At 54.8% G+C, this 14,708-nt stretch carries 14 protein-coding genes; 8 read left to right on the forward strand and 6 right to left on the reverse strand.

Annotated features, from left to right (window positions below; translation table 11 throughout):
* The first annotated feature begins 93 nt into the window (after nucleotides 1-93).
* Nucleotides 94-2,340 (forward strand): tetratricopeptide repeat protein, encoded by a 2,247-nt coding sequence (locus tag TX82_RS11305; protein ID WP_187291960.1) that lies wholly within the window; start codon nucleotides 94-96, stop codon nucleotides 2,338-2,340.
* Between the two features lie 295 nt (nucleotides 2,341-2,635).
* Here TX82_RS11305 and acs read toward each other — a convergent pair whose 3' ends face one another.
* A complete protein-coding gene (acs, locus tag TX82_RS11310; RefSeq protein WP_005010599.1) occupies nucleotides 2,636-4,609 on the reverse strand; it encodes an acetate--CoA ligase in 1,974 nt (657 codons plus the stop codon).
* Between the two features lie 21 nt (nucleotides 4,610-4,630).
* Nucleotides 4,631-5,068 carry an Lcl domain-containing protein gene (locus TX82_RS11315; RefSeq protein ID WP_005010600.1) on the reverse strand — a complete coding sequence of 146 codons (438 nt, stop codon included), beginning with the start codon at nucleotides 5,066-5,068 and terminating at the stop codon, nucleotides 4,631-4,633.
* Nucleotides 5,069-5,240: 172 nt separating this feature from the next.
* On the opposite strand from TX82_RS11315, the gene TX82_RS11320 reads away from it, so the two are divergent.
* Nucleotides 5,241-5,630, forward strand: coding sequence for a nucleotidyltransferase substrate binding protein (locus tag TX82_RS11320; protein ID WP_005010602.1), 390 nt, complete (start codon nucleotides 5,241-5,243; stop codon nucleotides 5,628-5,630).
* 3 nt (nucleotides 5,631-5,633) lie between these two features.
* On the opposite strand, the gene rdgB is transcribed toward TX82_RS11320, so the two are convergent.
* Complete coding sequence (gene rdgB / locus TX82_RS11325) at nucleotides 5,634-6,191, reverse strand: RdgB/HAM1 family non-canonical purine NTP pyrophosphatase (RefSeq protein WP_005010603.1); 558 nt, start codon at nucleotides 6,189-6,191, stop codon at nucleotides 5,634-5,636.
* Between the two features lie 105 nt (nucleotides 6,192-6,296).
* Here rdgB and TX82_RS11330 point away from each other — a divergent pair, with 105 nt between their 5' ends.
* On the forward strand, nucleotides 6,297-7,133 hold the full coding sequence (locus TX82_RS11330) for a hypothetical protein (RefSeq protein ID WP_005010604.1): 837 nt from the start codon (nucleotides 6,297-6,299) through the stop codon (nucleotides 7,131-7,133).
* On the opposite strand, the gene TX82_RS11335 is transcribed toward TX82_RS11330, so the two are convergent.
* Nucleotides 7,105-8,067 (reverse strand): DnaJ C-terminal domain-containing protein, encoded by a 963-nt coding sequence (locus TX82_RS11335; RefSeq protein WP_005010606.1) that lies wholly within the window; start codon nucleotides 8,065-8,067, stop codon nucleotides 7,105-7,107. The genes TX82_RS11330 and TX82_RS11335 overlap by 29 nt on opposite strands.
* A 208-nt stretch (nucleotides 8,068-8,275) precedes the next feature.
* On the opposite strand from TX82_RS11335, the gene rlmN reads away from it, so the two are divergent.
* The 4 genes from rlmN to TX82_RS11355 all read left to right on the forward strand — a co-directional run bounded on the left by rlmN (nucleotide 8,276) and on the right by TX82_RS11355 (nucleotide 13,773).
* Complete coding sequence (rlmN, locus tag TX82_RS11340; protein ID WP_005010609.1) at nucleotides 8,276-9,301, forward strand: dual-specificity RNA methyltransferase RlmN; 1,026 nt, start codon at nucleotides 8,276-8,278, stop codon at nucleotides 9,299-9,301.
* A 361-nt stretch (nucleotides 9,302-9,662) separates the two neighbouring features.
* Nucleotides 9,663-11,795: a hypothetical protein gene (locus TX82_RS11345; RefSeq protein WP_222823006.1), complete on the forward strand. Its 2,133-nt coding sequence runs from the start codon at nucleotides 9,663-9,665 to the stop codon at nucleotides 11,793-11,795.
* 32 nt (nucleotides 11,796-11,827) lie between these two features.
* Nucleotides 11,828-13,102, forward strand: a complete 1,275-nt coding sequence (locus TX82_RS11350) for a c-type cytochrome (protein WP_005010612.1) — start codon at nucleotides 11,828-11,830, stop codon at nucleotides 13,100-13,102.
* 188 nt (nucleotides 13,103-13,290) lie between these two features.
* Nucleotides 13,291-13,773, forward strand: a complete 483-nt coding sequence (locus tag TX82_RS11355; RefSeq protein WP_005010615.1) for a leucine-rich repeat domain-containing protein — start codon at nucleotides 13,291-13,293, stop codon at nucleotides 13,771-13,773.
* Nucleotides 13,774-13,779: 6 nt separating this feature from the next.
* On the opposite strand, the gene TX82_RS11360 is transcribed toward TX82_RS11355, so the two are convergent.
* Nucleotides 13,780-14,076 (reverse strand): BolA family protein, encoded by a 297-nt coding sequence (locus TX82_RS11360; RefSeq protein WP_005010617.1) that lies wholly within the window; start codon nucleotides 14,074-14,076, stop codon nucleotides 13,780-13,782.
* A 62-nt stretch (nucleotides 14,077-14,138) separates the two neighbouring features.
* The gene (locus TX82_RS16045; RefSeq protein ID WP_005010619.1) at nucleotides 14,139-14,339 is read right to left on the reverse strand and encodes a hypothetical protein; all 201 of its coding nucleotides are present in this window, start codon (nucleotides 14,337-14,339) and stop codon (nucleotides 14,139-14,141) included.
* Between the two features lie 49 nt (nucleotides 14,340-14,388).
* Between TX82_RS16045 and TX82_RS11365 the strand changes: the two genes are divergently transcribed.
* A complete protein-coding gene (locus TX82_RS11365; RefSeq protein ID WP_005010620.1) occupies nucleotides 14,389-14,703 on the forward strand; it encodes a hypothetical protein in 315 nt (104 codons plus the stop codon).
* Nucleotides 14,704-14,708: the final 5 nt, after the last annotated feature.

Raw genomic sequence — 14,708 nt, forward strand, 5'->3', positions numbered from 1 at the left:
TCTGTGATGGCATCATTGTATCAAAAACCCTTTACCCGTGCGGCGGGAATCGCCCTGATTTGCGGACTCGTGGGACTGGGCGGATGTTCCTCCATGCCCTACGATGTCTCGGTTCCCGTACTGGAGATGCCCAAGCTTCCCATTCGGCTTTTTCCGGAACGCCCCGATCCCAAGGCGCCCAAAATCCTTCCGGATCACGAACGCTACCTGGAGTTCGCCATCGGCCAGTATCACGCCAACCAGTTCGCTGTGGCGGAATTTTATCTGAAACGCAGCCTCATCCTGGAACACGACAATCCACGCGCCATGCGGCTCCTGCCCTGGGCTTATATGTTCCAGAAGAAATACCGCAAGGCCCTGTACGCCTTCGAGAAAGTGCACACCCGGTTCCCCGATGACGCCCGTCCCGTGACCGGCCTCGGCTGGTGCTATTTCGCCATGCAGGACTACCACCACGCTCTCGAAAAATTTGAACAGGCCCTGATACTGGACAAACACTCCCTTCAGGCGAAAAAAGGAATCGGGTTTGCCTACTGGATGCTCGACCATCCGGATTCGGCTGAACCCTGGCTTCGGCAGGTGTATACCTGGCACCAGTGGGAACGGTTGAAGTCCGACTGGCAGGCGTGGAATCCCAGGCCGCCGGAACGGCTGGTTGAGGTAGTGCCCTCAGACTGGCAGAAGGCGTCACTGTTCACTCCGGAGGTCGAAGCACCGCGTTACCCCTCCATCCTTTACACGCACACGGAATCATTGACTCACCCCGCCGTGGACAACGCTTGGCGACTGTACAGCAAGGAGTTTTATAAGGACGCCCTGAACGCCTTTTCCACACTGCCGCCGGAGGTCGCTGATCAGTTTGATGCGCAAAACGGGCTGGCGTGGAGCTTGTTGAAAACGGGAAACCTGGTGGAAGCCGAAGCCGTTTTCCGGAAACTGCGCCAGACCCATCCCGGTTTTCCCGGCGTGGTCAATGGCATCGGCGCGGTGAAAGCGGCGTACCAGGAAAAATCCCGTTTCGCGCGCCATTATCTGGAGATCGGCAAATACCAGATCGCCGAACAACACATCGCCGAATTGAATACCGCCTACCCCGAATGGTCCCTGCCTCACAGCCTGAAAGGATGGGTGCAGTTGAAACGCGGTAACGAAACAAAGGCATTGCAAATGTTCCAAACCGCCATTTCACATAATCCCGATGACGAAGTGGCTCTCGATGGAATGCGCCAATTTGAAACGCTGGAACTGGCAAAGGTGTTCCAGGGCGACGAGGCGCTGGCGGTGGGGGATTACAAACGTGCTTCTTATCTTTATTACGAATACATCCGCAAAAACGACGGGCCGCTCACCCCCATGCTGGCACGGGCCTACAGCGGCATGGGTTTCAGTCAGTACCACAAGGGGCGCTACGAACTGGCCTTGTACAACTTCCGCAAACTGGGCGGGGTGGACGCACTGGAGTTTGAACGGCAAAAGGGACTTGGGCTCACTTTTTACGCACGGGGCGAGTACGACAAGGCGGTGGATCACCTCATCGTCGCCGATGCCCTGAAGCCGGACCAACCGGATTTGATCCACAAGCTGGATTGGGCGGTCCTGCGCAGTTGGGATGCGGAGACAGCGCGCGATTACCTGCTGGCCAAGGCACAGGAAAAGCCAAGGAGGCCGACCCCGTACGTCGGTTTGGGCTGGGTGTATTACAAAACGGGCCGCCCGAACTTGGGTGTGGAGTATTTCCTGAAATCCATCGAACTCGACCCGGATATCATCCAGACGGTGGAATTCCGCGACATGCTGGAGTCGGAGCGCTTCGGCTGGCAGGTTTACAACCGGTTGGGTTGGGAGTATTACCACCAGGATGAAGCGGACAAAGCGCTCCAGTTGTTCGCACTGGCTTTGGAACGTCGTCCGCGTTCCTCGGAAGCCATGAAAGGCCTGGGTTATGTTTATCTCAAGCTGAAGCAGTATGAACGGGCCGGGGCCATGCTGGCCCGTTCCATCAAACGCAACCCGAACACCCATCCAGTGCGGGTGACGGTGGAAGGTTCCGAGCCGGGAACGAAGGTGGATCTCTGGACAAGCACACGCACACAATTGGCGCGGGCACTTTATCACCAGGGCCGTTTAGAAGACGCGCTCAAATGGTTCCTGGCAGAATACGAGCGCCATCCCAACTGGGCGGAGGTGCACGACGGCCTGGGTTGGACCTATCTGAAAATGGACCGGCTTTCCGAGTCCCGGCAGGCATTTTTAAAGTCGCTTCGCCTGCAACCGATCAATCCCCATTCCCACAAGGGCCTGAAGCAGGTGAAACTCCATATGGCCCAAGGCAGATTATGACCCAGCGGCATCCGCAAGGTGGTCAAATTCCGCTCCCCGCCTGTGGAAAACTTTCCGAAAAAGAGCTCTAAATACAAGGAATTCAAAAATTTCAATTGACAGCGCGGGCACCCTGGTTTATCGTATTAGACATTCCAAGATAAGCGCTCAATACATTTGGGGAGGGAGGGGAAGCCTTTCTCTTTTCGCCGTTTGCGAAGAATCATGGAGTTGGGTCTCTCAACTCCATGATCCCACTTCTGGTCCTGCCAATCCTGCGTTTTTCAATCTCTTCTAAAGTTTCAGCGACAGCCGATCAGATTTTCTTGTAGCTCGCCTTGAGTTGGTCGACCACAGACGGGTCGGCCAGAGTCGACGTATCTCCCAGTTGGTCCCCCTCGTTGGCCGCAATTTTACGCAGAATGCGCCGCATGATCTTGCCTGACCGCGTTTTCGGCAGGCCCGGCGCCCAGTGGATGATGTCCGGTGCCGCGATGGGGCCGATTTCCTTGCGCACGAAATCGATCAGCACCTTCTTCAGGTCGTCTTTGTATTCCACCCCGTCCATCAGTGTGACGTAAGCGTAGATGCCTTGCCCCTTGATGTCGTGAGGAAACCCGACCACCGCCGCCTCGGCCACCTTGTCGTGCAGAACGAGGGCCGACTCCACCTCCGCGGTGCCGATGCGGTGACCGGAGACGTTGATGACGTCGTCCACGCGGCCCGTCACCCAGTAATAACCGTCCTTGTCACGGCGGCACCCGTCGCCGGTGAAATAATAGCCGGGGTACATCTGAAAGTAGTTTTCCTCGAACCGCGAGTGATCGCCGAACACCGTGCGCATCTGCCCCGGCCACGGTTGAGCGAGCGCCAGCACTCCGCTGACGTCGTTGCCTTCCACCACCTTGCCCGTCTCTGCCTCGATCACCACCGGCACCACGCCGAAAAACGGGAGGGTGGCCGACCCCGGCTTGCAGGGGGTGGCTCCAGGAAGCGGGGAAATGAGGATGCCGCCGGTCTCCGTCTGCCACCAGGTGTCCACCACGGGGCAGCGTCCGCGTCCGATATTTTTATGATACCAGCGCCACGCTTCCGGGTTGATGGGTTCGCCCACCGATCCCAGCACCTTGAGTGTGGACAGATCGTACTTCGCCGGGATGTCCTCACCGTGCGAGATGAGGGCACGGATGGCCGTCGGTGCGGTGTAGAACTGCGTCACTTTGTGCTTGTCGATGACAGCCCAGAAGCGTCCGGCGTCCGGATACGTCGGAATGCCTTCAAACATGATGGTCGTCGCGCCGTTGGCCAGGGGTCCGTAGATGATGTACGAATGGCCTGTCACCCAGCCGATGTCGGCGGTGCACCACCAGATGTCGCCGTCGTGATAATCGAAGATGTACTTGTGCGTGAGTGCGTTGAACAGCATGTAGCCGCCGACGTTGTGTTGCGCGCCTTTCGGTTTGCCGGTAGAACCCGAGGTGTAGAGGATGAAAAGCGGGTCCTCGGCGTCCATCTGTTCCGGTTCGCACTCCGGTGATGCGTCCTTCATCTCGTCGTGCCACCAAAAATCGCGGCCGTCTTTCATGGCCGTTTCCAGCTTACTTCCGACCCGTTCAACGACGATGCACTGCTTGATGTCGGTGCCCTGTTTCGACGCCATCTCCATCGCTTGGTCGGCATTCTCTTTCAGGGGAACCGGCTTTTTGCCACGAAATGCGCCATCGGTGGTAACCAGCAACGAACAGCCGGAATCGACGATGCGGTCGGCAAGCGACGTCGGCGAGAAGCCACCGAACACGATGGAGTGAATAGCCCCGATTCGGGCACAGGCCAGCATGGCGATGGCCAGTTCGGGAATCATGGGCATGTATATAGAGATTCGGTCGCCCTTTTTCGCCCCGTGTTTCTTGAGTACGTTGGCGAACCGGCACACTTCGGCGTGAAGTTCCCGGTAGGTCAATCTGGAATCTTCATCCGGCTCGTTGCCTTCCCAGATGATCGCCGTCTGGTCACCGCGTGTCTCCAGGTGACGGTCGATGCAGTTGACGGTGATGTTGGTCTTCGCCCCTTTGAACCACTCGATGAAAATTTTTCCCTTTTTGATGTTGTAATTGTAGTCCCAGACCTTGTCCCATTTCTTGTACCAGAAAAATTCCTCCGCCTGTTCGGCCCAGAATCCTTCGGGATCGTTGATGGACCGATCGTACATTTCCCTATATTGTTCCATGCTCTGGACCCAGGCCTTTTTGGACAGGCTTTCCGGGGGGGTGTACCATCCTTCACCACTCATCGCATGACTCCTCTCATATGTTCACTCGCCGGGAGGGGACGCAACCCGCACCGCCCGGGCCGCTTCCGAAAGGGTCCACAATCCATCCGGATTGTCCATCGTGCCCTCGCGGATATTGAAAACCCAGGTGCGCAGACGCCCGTCTACCAGCTTGATCATCATTGAAAACCCGCAACCGGGCTCGAACCGGTCGCTGATATGCACCGTCTTGCCGAATTTGTCGGTGAGCGAATAAGCCTTGTCGTAGATGCTTTTCGCCTCGTCCTGCGTGGGCAGTCGCCAGTCGTCATACCCGGCGAATTTCTGTTCACGAAGCTCGCGGACATAGTCGGCGCTTTCCTGGTAATTCACCCATTTCTTGAGGTCGATCATGGTGTCGGTTTTCTTCCACATCAACCCGGTTTTCCGGTCCGTCACCGTGCCGTCCCCATTGTCCACAAAGCGTTCTTCGTCAGCCATCGGCAATCATGTTTCCGTTAAAAACTTGGTTCCATTGGTGTCCGTATTCGGACGCGGAAGTGTATCATTATTAAAATGTCTTTTCAAAATAGCTTCCCTGCAAACAAGGATTTGGAATAGAATCGGGGCAGACGCCACCGGACGGAAATTATAACAGGAAAGCTGGAAGGTTATGGAAGAGCTCCCACCCCTCAATGTATTGTTGACGCATCTCGAATGGAACCTGAAACGGATGGCCGAGATGGAATCACAGGCACGCACGGAATATTTCCGCAACGCCGCCCTGCAACGTTACGGCTTCACCTTCGACAGCGCGGTGCGGTGCATTCGGGCACGGGCGCGGGAGAACCACGAATCCTGCGAAAGTCCGGAGGAATGCCTCCGCCTTGCCAATGAGCGCGGGTGGCTGCCGCAGGATGCGGACTGGAGTGAACTGCTCGAATCCTACCGCAAAATGAAGCCGGATGCGCTGGCCCAGCACGGCGACGTCATTTTCGACAAACTCAAGGAATACCACACCGTTTTTGCCACCCTCTACACCCGGCTGGCACAACAGGGCTGAGCTTCAAAACTGATCGCGCAACGCCTCGAAGGCGCGGCGGCGGTGCGAGATGGTGTTTTTTTCGCCGACGCTCATTTCTCCAAACGTGCGGTCGTGTCCGTCCGGAATGAAGATCACATCCCAGCCGAAGCCGTTTTCTCCACGCAGGCTTTGGGCGATGATGCCCGTCACCTCCCCTTTACCGATCACAATCTCGCGGCCGTCGTGCACTGCCACCATGCACACCGCACGTGCCCGCCGGTCGGGAAACGGTTCCAGCATCTTCAGCATGCCCTCGCACCCGACGCTCACTTCGAACCATTTGACCAGGGCGCCGGGCAGGCCGTTCCAGGCTTCGAACACGAGCCCGGAGTCTTCTACCAGTACAGGGGACTTGAGGGTTTCCCAGGCCTCCGTCGCCTTGTGCTCGACCAGTTCCGCCACGTCCGTCGTCTGGATCTCATGCAGGTGGGCGAGATCCCGCCGTTCCATCTCGATTCCCAGGATATCCTGCGCCTCGCGGAACTTGTTGGGATTGCCCGTAACAAACTTCAATTGCTTCCAAAGCGGGTGATGTTTCATAATAATCGAACCAAACCGGGTACCGTGCCTCTGGTATCCTTGTTCCAACCTTAACGCTGTGTTATAAGTTTTCCCTTTCATTCACACGGAAAGCCGCCATTATAAATGAAATCATTCCATCCCATCAGAATCCTCTGCCTGATTCTGGCGCTGGTCGTCGCACCGGGCTGCGTCAAGGTATTTGAAAATGACCACGACGTACAGGCGCAAAAAGCCCTGAAAGACCTCATGGCCATTCAGGACCAGTTCTACCAGAAGAATCAGCGATATGCCAAGAACCTCGTGGAAATCGAGGATTACAAGCTGGAGTATCACAGTGGCATCGTGTACCTCGAAATCGAGTCGGCGGGCAAGGACAAGTACCGTGCCATTGCTCTGCCTGCGGAATCCACCACGGCACGCGTTTTCGCCTACGATACGGAACAGGGCGGCTTCTATGAGATGGGAGAGGAAGAAGTGGCCAGCTACGTGCTGGGCGCGTTGAATTTCATTCGCGGTGAACAGCGGAAAAAGCGGGTGATCGACATCGTCTCCGGTCTGCTGATGGTGATCCTGATTGCGATGGGTTTCAAACTGCACGCATTATATAAGGGACCGAAGTCTGCTTGGGCGATGGCTCCGTATTTCCTTACCATTCCACCGCTGATCATGTCGGTAGCGGCGCTGAACCACATGAACCGCGACATCTTGATGACGCCGTTTCTTCAGACGTTGATTTTCGGTTCGATCGGTTTGTCGGGACTGGCGGTGGTGATGGGAATGATGAGTTTCACCAAACTGCCCCCGGGGGACAACCGCCCTGCCCTGATTGGGGTGGTGATGTGCACCCTGATGATCGCGGTGTTCAACATTGCCATTCTTGCGAACACTTACGCCAAATACGCCGAACCCCCCGGACGGGGCGACACCTACTTCATCCCGGCACCACCTCGACCACGATGATGTGATTGCAATGGGAAGGGACTCCTGAGTCGGGCTGGGCTTTCAGAGAGAACGTCTGCCCGGTCACGGTGTTTTTAGGGAGGGCATAGCGGATGGGCCCTTCATGCGTGTCCAGCACCATCACCTGGCCCATCGAAAGGTCTTTTTGCGTGACCCGGACCTGATAATAAAAATCCTCGCTTTGCTGGGCTCGCGGCGGGTTCACCTGGATTCTCAGAACGAGATCGCCACGTTTTCGGTTCAACAACCCGCGTTCCCCTTTTTCCGGAATGCGCATGACGATGTCATTCGTCGTTCCTGCGGGAATGCGTATGTTGAAAGTTCCACCCGGAGTGCGTACCCGAACTGTCCCGCCGTTCAGACCGGTGTGCGATTCGATGTTGACGGTCTTTTCCAGGTCGAGGCAAAGCACGCGGCGCTCCAGGCTCTGCATGTTGCGGTAGGTACCGTTCCACCAGCGGCCTACCCGCCGGGAAAATGGCAAACCCGTTTCCCCGGCTTGGGCATCTTCCTTCGGCACCACTTCCGGTTCCGGAGGCGTGGCGTGGACGTAACCCTTGCCGTTTGCCGGTATGGAATCCTCGTCTTTTACGTATTGCTGGGAATTCGAACGACGGTTCCGCTCCCTGCCATTTCCATTTTTTGTTTGCGGTTCGTATTCGGGTTTGGGACTTGCGGGGTCTTCAGCGGAAATGTTCGGCATCCATTTCAAACGCATTGCGGGGTTGGTCCGGTAGTACCTCTCCAAAACACCAAAGGCGATTGAAATTTTTTTGAAACGGTCTTCACTGTCCGTATCGTTGGGATTTTTGTCAGGATGGTACTGCTTGGCAAGCTGGTAATAAGCCTTTTTTATTTCAGGCCAGGAAACGCCTTCCGCCACATTGAGCGTTTGGAAACATTCCGGCAGGTCCACATAGCGCGTCGCATTCATGACAACGAACCGCTCCTCCTCTAATGTGTCACAGCTCAGCCCGGGAACTGTGCAGGCTACTCACAGTTTTTCCACAAGCTGGTCTTTCAGAACCGATCAGAATAGATCAACAAAAACAAAGCGCCCCTCATTTTTGGCCTTTGCTCTTGTAACTTGTTTGGAGTAGCCTGATAATACCTTTTTTTATAAAACTGCAAACGGTAAATTTATGGATAATTTGATCGGTTGTCCTGAGCAAAAACTGAACGAAATCATGGTCGGGTGGGGTGAAAAACCGTACCGCTCGCACCAGGTTTTCAACTGGGTTTACCATTATGGAATCCGGCAGTTTGGGGATATGACCAATCTTTCCAAAGCATTAAGGAAAAAACTGGAAGAACGGTTTTATATTCGCCTGCCCCGGATTGTAATGAGCACGCCATCGAGGGACGGATCGATCAAATACCTGTTCGGTCTGGAGGATGGCCAGGAGGTGGAGGCCATCTGGATGCCGGAGACGGACCGCAAGACGCTCTGCATCTCGACGCAAGTTGGGTGCCGCCTCGCCTGCTCCTTCTGTCTGACGGCGAGCATGGGGCTGAAGCGTCACCTGACGTCGGCGGAGATCATCGGCCAGTACCTGGCGGTGAACGCCGACCACACGGAAGAAAACCGGGTCTCCAACATCGTGTTCATGGGTATGGGCGAGCCGCTGGACAATTACGACGCCGTATGCGACGCCCTCAGGCTGATGGTTTCGCCGGAGGCGCTCCGTATCTCCACACGCAAGATCACTCTTTCCACTTCCGGCCTTGTGGACCGCATCGAACGGTTCAAAAGCGAAAACCTGCATGTCAATCTGGCCATTTCGCTCAATGCAACCGACAATCCGACACGGGACCAGATCATGCCGATCAACCGGAAATACCCGATCGAAGTGCTCCTTGATTGCCTTCGCACCTATCCCTTGAAACCCTCCCGCCGATTGACCTTTGAGTATGTCATGCTGAAAGGCATCAACGACACCGATGAAGACGCGCGGAGGCTGGCCAAACTGTTGCGCAATATTCCCTCAAAAATCAACCTGATCCCATTCAACGCGTTCGACAGCGCAGATTACCAGCCCCCGGCTCCACAGAGGGTGCAGGCCTTCCAGGACTATCTCATCGGCAAGCATTACTCCGTGTTCGTGCGGAAAAACCGGGGAACGGACATCCTCGGCGCCTGCGGTCAACTGGCCCTCCAGAACAGCTGATCCGGGATCGCTTTTTCACCCCAACTGCTGGAAAAACCGTGGGAAAGGCTTGTTCTCGAAGTAGTTTGGGCGCCCCTCAGACGTCACTATAATTTCCTTGACTTTAAAATACCCCTATGATAATTCTCTACGTCTCTTAAGGACGTATTTTAAAGGGTTTACCCTTACCTCGGAGCCACAAGGAACAATTTCAAAGCATTTCTCACGATTCTTTAAGGCTTCATGCCTTAAAACCAAACTTCAGGATTCCGGAATGGATAACACTCCAAACGCAGGGAACAGGTTTTTGTCTTTAAAGCAGTTTGTCCTCTTTTTTCTGATATTTGGGTTTGGTTTTCTGAACCCGGGTCTGGGTTCGGACATGTTCCCCCAACTCCGGAATGCCCTGAGTCCCGTCGCCGCTTTCGCCCAGGAAGAGGAAGCGGTCATGGACGAAGAGATGGCCGAAGAGGGCGGCGAGGTGGAATTTGCCGATGAGGGTGGTGAATTTGCAGAGGAGGGCGGCGATGAATTTGCCGACGAGGGCGGTGAGTTCGCAGATGAATTCGCCGGTCCTGAGAGCTTTCTGGAAGAACAGTTTGAAGACGAGTTCGGCGAGGAAGGTGGTGAAGGCGAAGGGGGAGAAGAGGCTGCAGAAGAGGAGGATCTCTCTTACCTGACAGACATCGGTCCCGCCAAGGAAATCCAGAATACGGAGTACACCTTTCCCGGTATCGGCAACCGCAAGGCCACCTGGTTTGCCGCCCAGCTCCACATCCTGTTTGCATCGTTCATTCTGGGTTGCCCCATGTTTGTCGTCATCATGGAAGTCATGGGCTCGCGCCGCACCCAGGGCGTCCGCAAAGCAATCATCCTGTCCAACGTATTCCTTGGCGTCCTGATCGGGGTCACCTTCGGTATCATCGGTGAGATCATCGTCGGCATCCACCACGGTGTTCTGTACGGCTTGTGGGCCTGTTCCTTCGGGGCATTGGTGGTCAGCTTTCTTAATTACTTCCATCGTCTTTTGAACACCAAGGTCTCCTGCCTTGTGGGTGGTGTCGTGGGCGGTGTGATTGCCTTCATGCTGGTACCGGGGGCCCACGTGGCCCTCGACAATGCCATTCTGGCGTTCCTCAACGGCGTGGTCGGCGGCATGCTTTCCAATTACATCATGTTTGCCGAGGCGGATTTCAAGTTCGAACGCCTGGCGCACGAGATCACCAAGGTCATCGGTTTCTGTTACAGCTTCACCGCACTGAGCGGAGGGCTGTTCCTGTTTGTGATGATGGTGGCATACAAGGACTTCATCAGCTACCTCGTCAACGCCTATCCGGTCCTGTTCATGATCGGCTACCCCACCCTGTTCATCCTGGAAACCATTGTCATGTACATCTATGTGTACTCATGGGATCCGTTGAACAAGGCGAACAAAAAAGGCCGCCACATCGTTACGGGTATCATTCTGAACGTTCTGGGCCTCTCCCTTTTGTGTGCCCTCGACGGCCCGGCCACCCTGATGCAGACGCCGCCGAAACCGTACGACGCCCTGTTCACCACAATGACGGAATGGGATCGCATTGCGACCGCCACATGGATGCCGCTCAACTATCACCGCCTGGTGGGCAACGGCACATTCGGCGGGTTCATGGTGGGTATCATCGCCGCGTACATGTACCTTTGGTCCCGTGACCCGAAAGAGAAGGAATATTACGACTGGGTCGGTTACATGGGCAACGCCATCGGCGTGATGATCATGATCCCGCTTCCCGCGATGGGTTACATCTTCGTACGCGAGATCTATCAGTACGACGCCACCATCGGCATGTACATCATGTCCGACCGCGAGTCCATGTTCATGCTGGTGCAGGGGTTGCTCATAGGCACCATGTTCAGTGCCAGCAACGTGTATATGTGGGTGAGTATGAAGCGTATTGACAACGCGCACCGGTTCTTTCCCGCAATGAAGCTGGGATTTGTGCTGATTGTCATTGCGGCCGCCATCTGGTTCACTCCCAGACGGTTTTTCGCCACCATGCTGCCTGAACCGGGCATGAATCCGGACATGGTTTTGCCGGACGAACTGGCCTTCCTGGCGCTCATGGTGTCGAAAAATACCGCAGCCTTTGCATTGGTAACGGTGACCCTGATCAACTATATTTTCTACACAATCGCCACGCGCACCGGGAAAATCCATTGGGGCAAGATCAATCCGATGGGACCCTACATCCTCATCTTCATGGGTTTCACCGACATCTGGCTGATGAGCTGGATGGGGGTCATCCGTGAGTTGTCGCGCATGAACTGGCACATCTACAAGGTTTTCAAAGACGTCACTCCGGAGAAGTTCGCTCCGACTCTGGCGGAATCCGGGGTATTCGTGACGGGAATCGTCTGGACCTTCTTTATCATCATGACGGCCATCATCTGGTTGGGTCTCAAATACCCGAAATCGAAAAAAGCCAAGGCCGAACAGACGGAAGGCGCACTGCCCTCTCCTTCTGTTGCCGAATGACCGAAAACCAAACTGAAAGCTGACTCAAGCCTATGAACAAGCTGATTAAGTTTCTGACACCACCAATCGCGGCCGCCATTTTTGGTTATGGCGTAGGCCTGTTCTATGACCTGAAACCACTCCTGTTGTCGGGATCGCTGGCATTCGTCACCCTGCTCTACTGCATTTTGTTGTCCAGGGCACCCGGCAAACCGCAGGAAAAAGGGATCATCAAAAACGTGCTGATGAAACTGCCTGTGGTTATCGTCCTTTCAATCATCGTCTGGTTTGTTGCAGGGCATTTTGGTTTCCCTGTCTGGTGGCAGATTGAGTTTGTGGCATTCACGTTTGTGGGTCTCGTTTTCTTCGTGGTGCTGGACCTGAGGACCATGGCACCTGAAAAAACCGCAACGCGAACCAGTGTCCGCCTTCTCGGAACCTACGGACTGGCCTCGGTGCTGTTCATCACCATCACCGCCCAATTGCCGCAATTCGATCCGCAGGTGGAACTGGACAAACTGAACAAACCCCCGGTCAAATTGAGCGGCCTGGCGGGTCCGGAAGTCATTGCCGCCGGACGGCGCGTGTTTGAGGACAACAAATGCTTCAACTGCCACAAGGTGTTCTGGGAAGGCAACTCCGATCGCGGTCCCAACCTGGGTACCAAGCAGATCGGGTTGTTTAACGAAGATTACCTGAAAGAACAGATCGTGGATCCCCGGAAAATCCAATCGCCCGGATTCGATGACCCCAAATCCTATAAAGCCATGCCTACATATTATGGCGAGGATTTGAGTGAGGACGAACTCAATGCCCTGGTCTCTTACCTCAAAACCATGCGGGATCCGACCAATATCCCTGTGGAAGGCAAATTGGGTGAGCAGTGGACCTGGTACGACGATCCCAAAATCATTGAAGAGGGGAAATTGGTCTATGAGGGTAAAGAACCGGCGGTAGAAGGACTCAACTGCTCCGTTTGTCACGGAACCGATGGTATTCCCCTGATGACCGGCGCCCTCGATTTCCGTAACGCCAATAATAAGGACAGTGAAAAATTCGATGCCGCAGAACGGAGCGACAAAACCCTTAAAGACTGGCCGGATGCACTTTGGTACAAGCGCGTCACGCAGGGCGTACCGGGTACACCGATGGCAGCTTGGGGAACCATGTTCCCGCATCTTTATCTGTGGAAAGCCATTGCTTATGAGCGCACATTCCATGATCCTCTGGATCAGCGTGCCTCTAAAGTGCCCGTTCCGCCCATCCCGACGGAAGAAGAGATCAAACGTTGGAAAGACGAAGGATTGTTCATGGATCCTCTGCTCTAACGTACGGTCATCGAACCCAATTAAAAAACCGGTATGGTCCGCCATACCGGTTTTTCATTTTAAGGATGCGAAAAATTTGTTTAACCTATCGTGAATTTCGCCGGAAATCGTGAAATTTGATAGAATGCATGTATGAATCCTTCCAACCAACCCAGTGCGGGTTTAATCAAATAAGCCAGGAGTGATCCATGAGCCGAATCGATGATCTTATCAAGGAAAATATTTCCGAGGACGGCAAGGTGCTCAATCTCCGCGACAAGTATATTGGCCTGCGCGGAACCATGGAAATGTTCACCAAAAAAGAAGCTTTGCAGAACCTGGTCACCCTCACCTATTCCGGAAACCAGATCGGCGACGAGGGGGCGGAAGCCATCGCCGAATGCCCGTATCTGCAGAACGTGGAGACGCTGAACCTGAACCACAACGAAATCGGCGACGAGGGAGCTGTGGCATTGGCCAACTCAACCAACTTTCCCAAACTGACAAAGTTATCCTTGTTCGGGAATGTGATCGGCGACGAGGGTGCGCGAGCGTTCGCACAATCGCCTCTCAGCAAGAAATTCATCAAGTTGGACCTGTACAAGAACCAGTTCAGCAATCAGGGAATCAAAGCGCTCACCGAGTCGGAGAACCTGAAGAACTGCGAGGAACTGGAAATCTACCGGGAGTGACCGCCCTCAAGCGGTTTTGCCGTCTTCTTCCCATTGGGCGGGAGTGAAGGTTTTGATCTGAATGGCATGAATCCGTTTTGGCTGACCGTTGATCTGCTCATCGAGCGCACCGTACACAAGGCGGCGCCGGTCCAGCGGGTTCACATCCTCAAACTGTTCAGAGACCACCACCACGGCATAATGCCCGCCTCCCCCCGCTGCTTTGTGGCCGCGATGCAGGTAGCTTTCGTCGATGATCTCCACATGCGTGGCATTAAGCTGTTCTCTCAACACATCGTCGATGATCTGTACCGTTTCATCCATAATGCTTTTGTTCTCCTTATCCTTTCAACCGGGCATCGAAGCGAACCCTCACCGCTCCCATCTCATTTCAAGTTATTGATATCCGGCAGATTGTAAAAATCTTTCAGCTTCTGCGTGTAACGCGCGTGGGCTTCGTTTTCATCCTTGTCGATCAGCGGGTGCCGGCACTTCGCACACACCGGCAGACGGTCCTCCGAATAGGACTTGATCCGGTTGCTGACCCCGCATCCCTTACAAACTATTATTAATGCATCTCTTTCCATGTTACACTCGTGAAAAAAGCATTATAAAACATACTACCAGCGGGGATCGATGTTTTTTTATTACAGCAACGACCCGAACCGGCCCTCCATGCCGCTTAGCACCAAACTGCTTCTGGGCAGCATCGTCATTCTGGCATTCGTTCTTCTGTTCGTGTTCGGTTTTACATTTTTCCTGATCGCCCTCGCCGGGGGCGTTCTCACGTTTCTGGCTGATCTGTTTGGTATTCGCCGCCGGCGGAACATGGAGACTACCACCCACCCCCATCCAAGGGACCCACGTTTCGGCCAGTGGCCGCCGCATTCGTCGTCTTCCTCGCACTCGTCGCGAAAGTACCGGGACGATGACGACGTGATCGACGTGTGAGGCAA

The organism is Nitrospina gracilis 3/211, assembly GCF_000341545.2.
Lineage (GTDB): Bacteria > Nitrospinota > Nitrospinia > Nitrospinales > Nitrospinaceae > Nitrospina > Nitrospina gracilis.

Bases quoted from the DNA above. Each gene is read 5' to 3' on its own strand.
- TX82_RS11305 (WP_187291960.1), top strand. From the start codon at position 94: ATGCCCTACGATGTCTCGGTTCCCGTACTGGAGATGCCCAAGCTTCCC.
- acs (WP_005010599.1), bottom strand. From the start codon at position 4,609: ATGAGTGGTGAAGGATGGTACACCCCCCCGGAAAGCCTGTCCAAAAAG.
- TX82_RS11315 (WP_005010600.1), bottom strand. From the start codon at position 5,068: ATGGCTGACGAAGAACGCTTTGTGGACAATGGGGACGGCACGGTGACG.
- TX82_RS11320 (WP_005010602.1), top strand. From the start codon at position 5,241: ATGGAAGAGCTCCCACCCCTCAATGTATTGTTGACGCATCTCGAATGG.
- rdgB (WP_005010603.1), bottom strand. From the start codon at position 6,191: ATGAAACATCACCCGCTTTGGAAGCAATTGAAGTTTGTTACGGGCAAT.
- TX82_RS11330 (WP_005010604.1), top strand. From the start codon at position 6,297: ATGAAATCATTCCATCCCATCAGAATCCTCTGCCTGATTCTGGCGCTG.
- TX82_RS11335 (WP_005010606.1), bottom strand. From the start codon at position 8,067: ATGAATGCGACGCGCTATGTGGACCTGCCGGAATGTTTCCAAACGCTC.
- rlmN (WP_005010609.1), top strand. From the start codon at position 8,276: ATGGATAATTTGATCGGTTGTCCTGAGCAAAAACTGAACGAAATCATG.
- TX82_RS11345 (WP_222823006.1), top strand. From the start codon at position 9,663: ATGTTCCCCCAACTCCGGAATGCCCTGAGTCCCGTCGCCGCTTTCGCC.
- TX82_RS11350 (WP_005010612.1), top strand. From the start codon at position 11,828: ATGAACAAGCTGATTAAGTTTCTGACACCACCAATCGCGGCCGCCATT.
- TX82_RS11355 (WP_005010615.1), top strand. From the start codon at position 13,291: ATGAGCCGAATCGATGATCTTATCAAGGAAAATATTTCCGAGGACGGC.
- TX82_RS11360 (WP_005010617.1), bottom strand. From the start codon at position 14,076: ATGGATGAAACGGTACAGATCATCGACGATGTGTTGAGAGAACAGCTT.
- TX82_RS16045 (WP_005010619.1), bottom strand. From the start codon at position 14,339: ATGGAAAGAGATGCATTAATAATAGTTTGTAAGGGATGCGGGGTCAGC.
- TX82_RS11365 (WP_005010620.1), top strand. From the start codon at position 14,389: ATGTTTTTTTATTACAGCAACGACCCGAACCGGCCCTCCATGCCGCTT.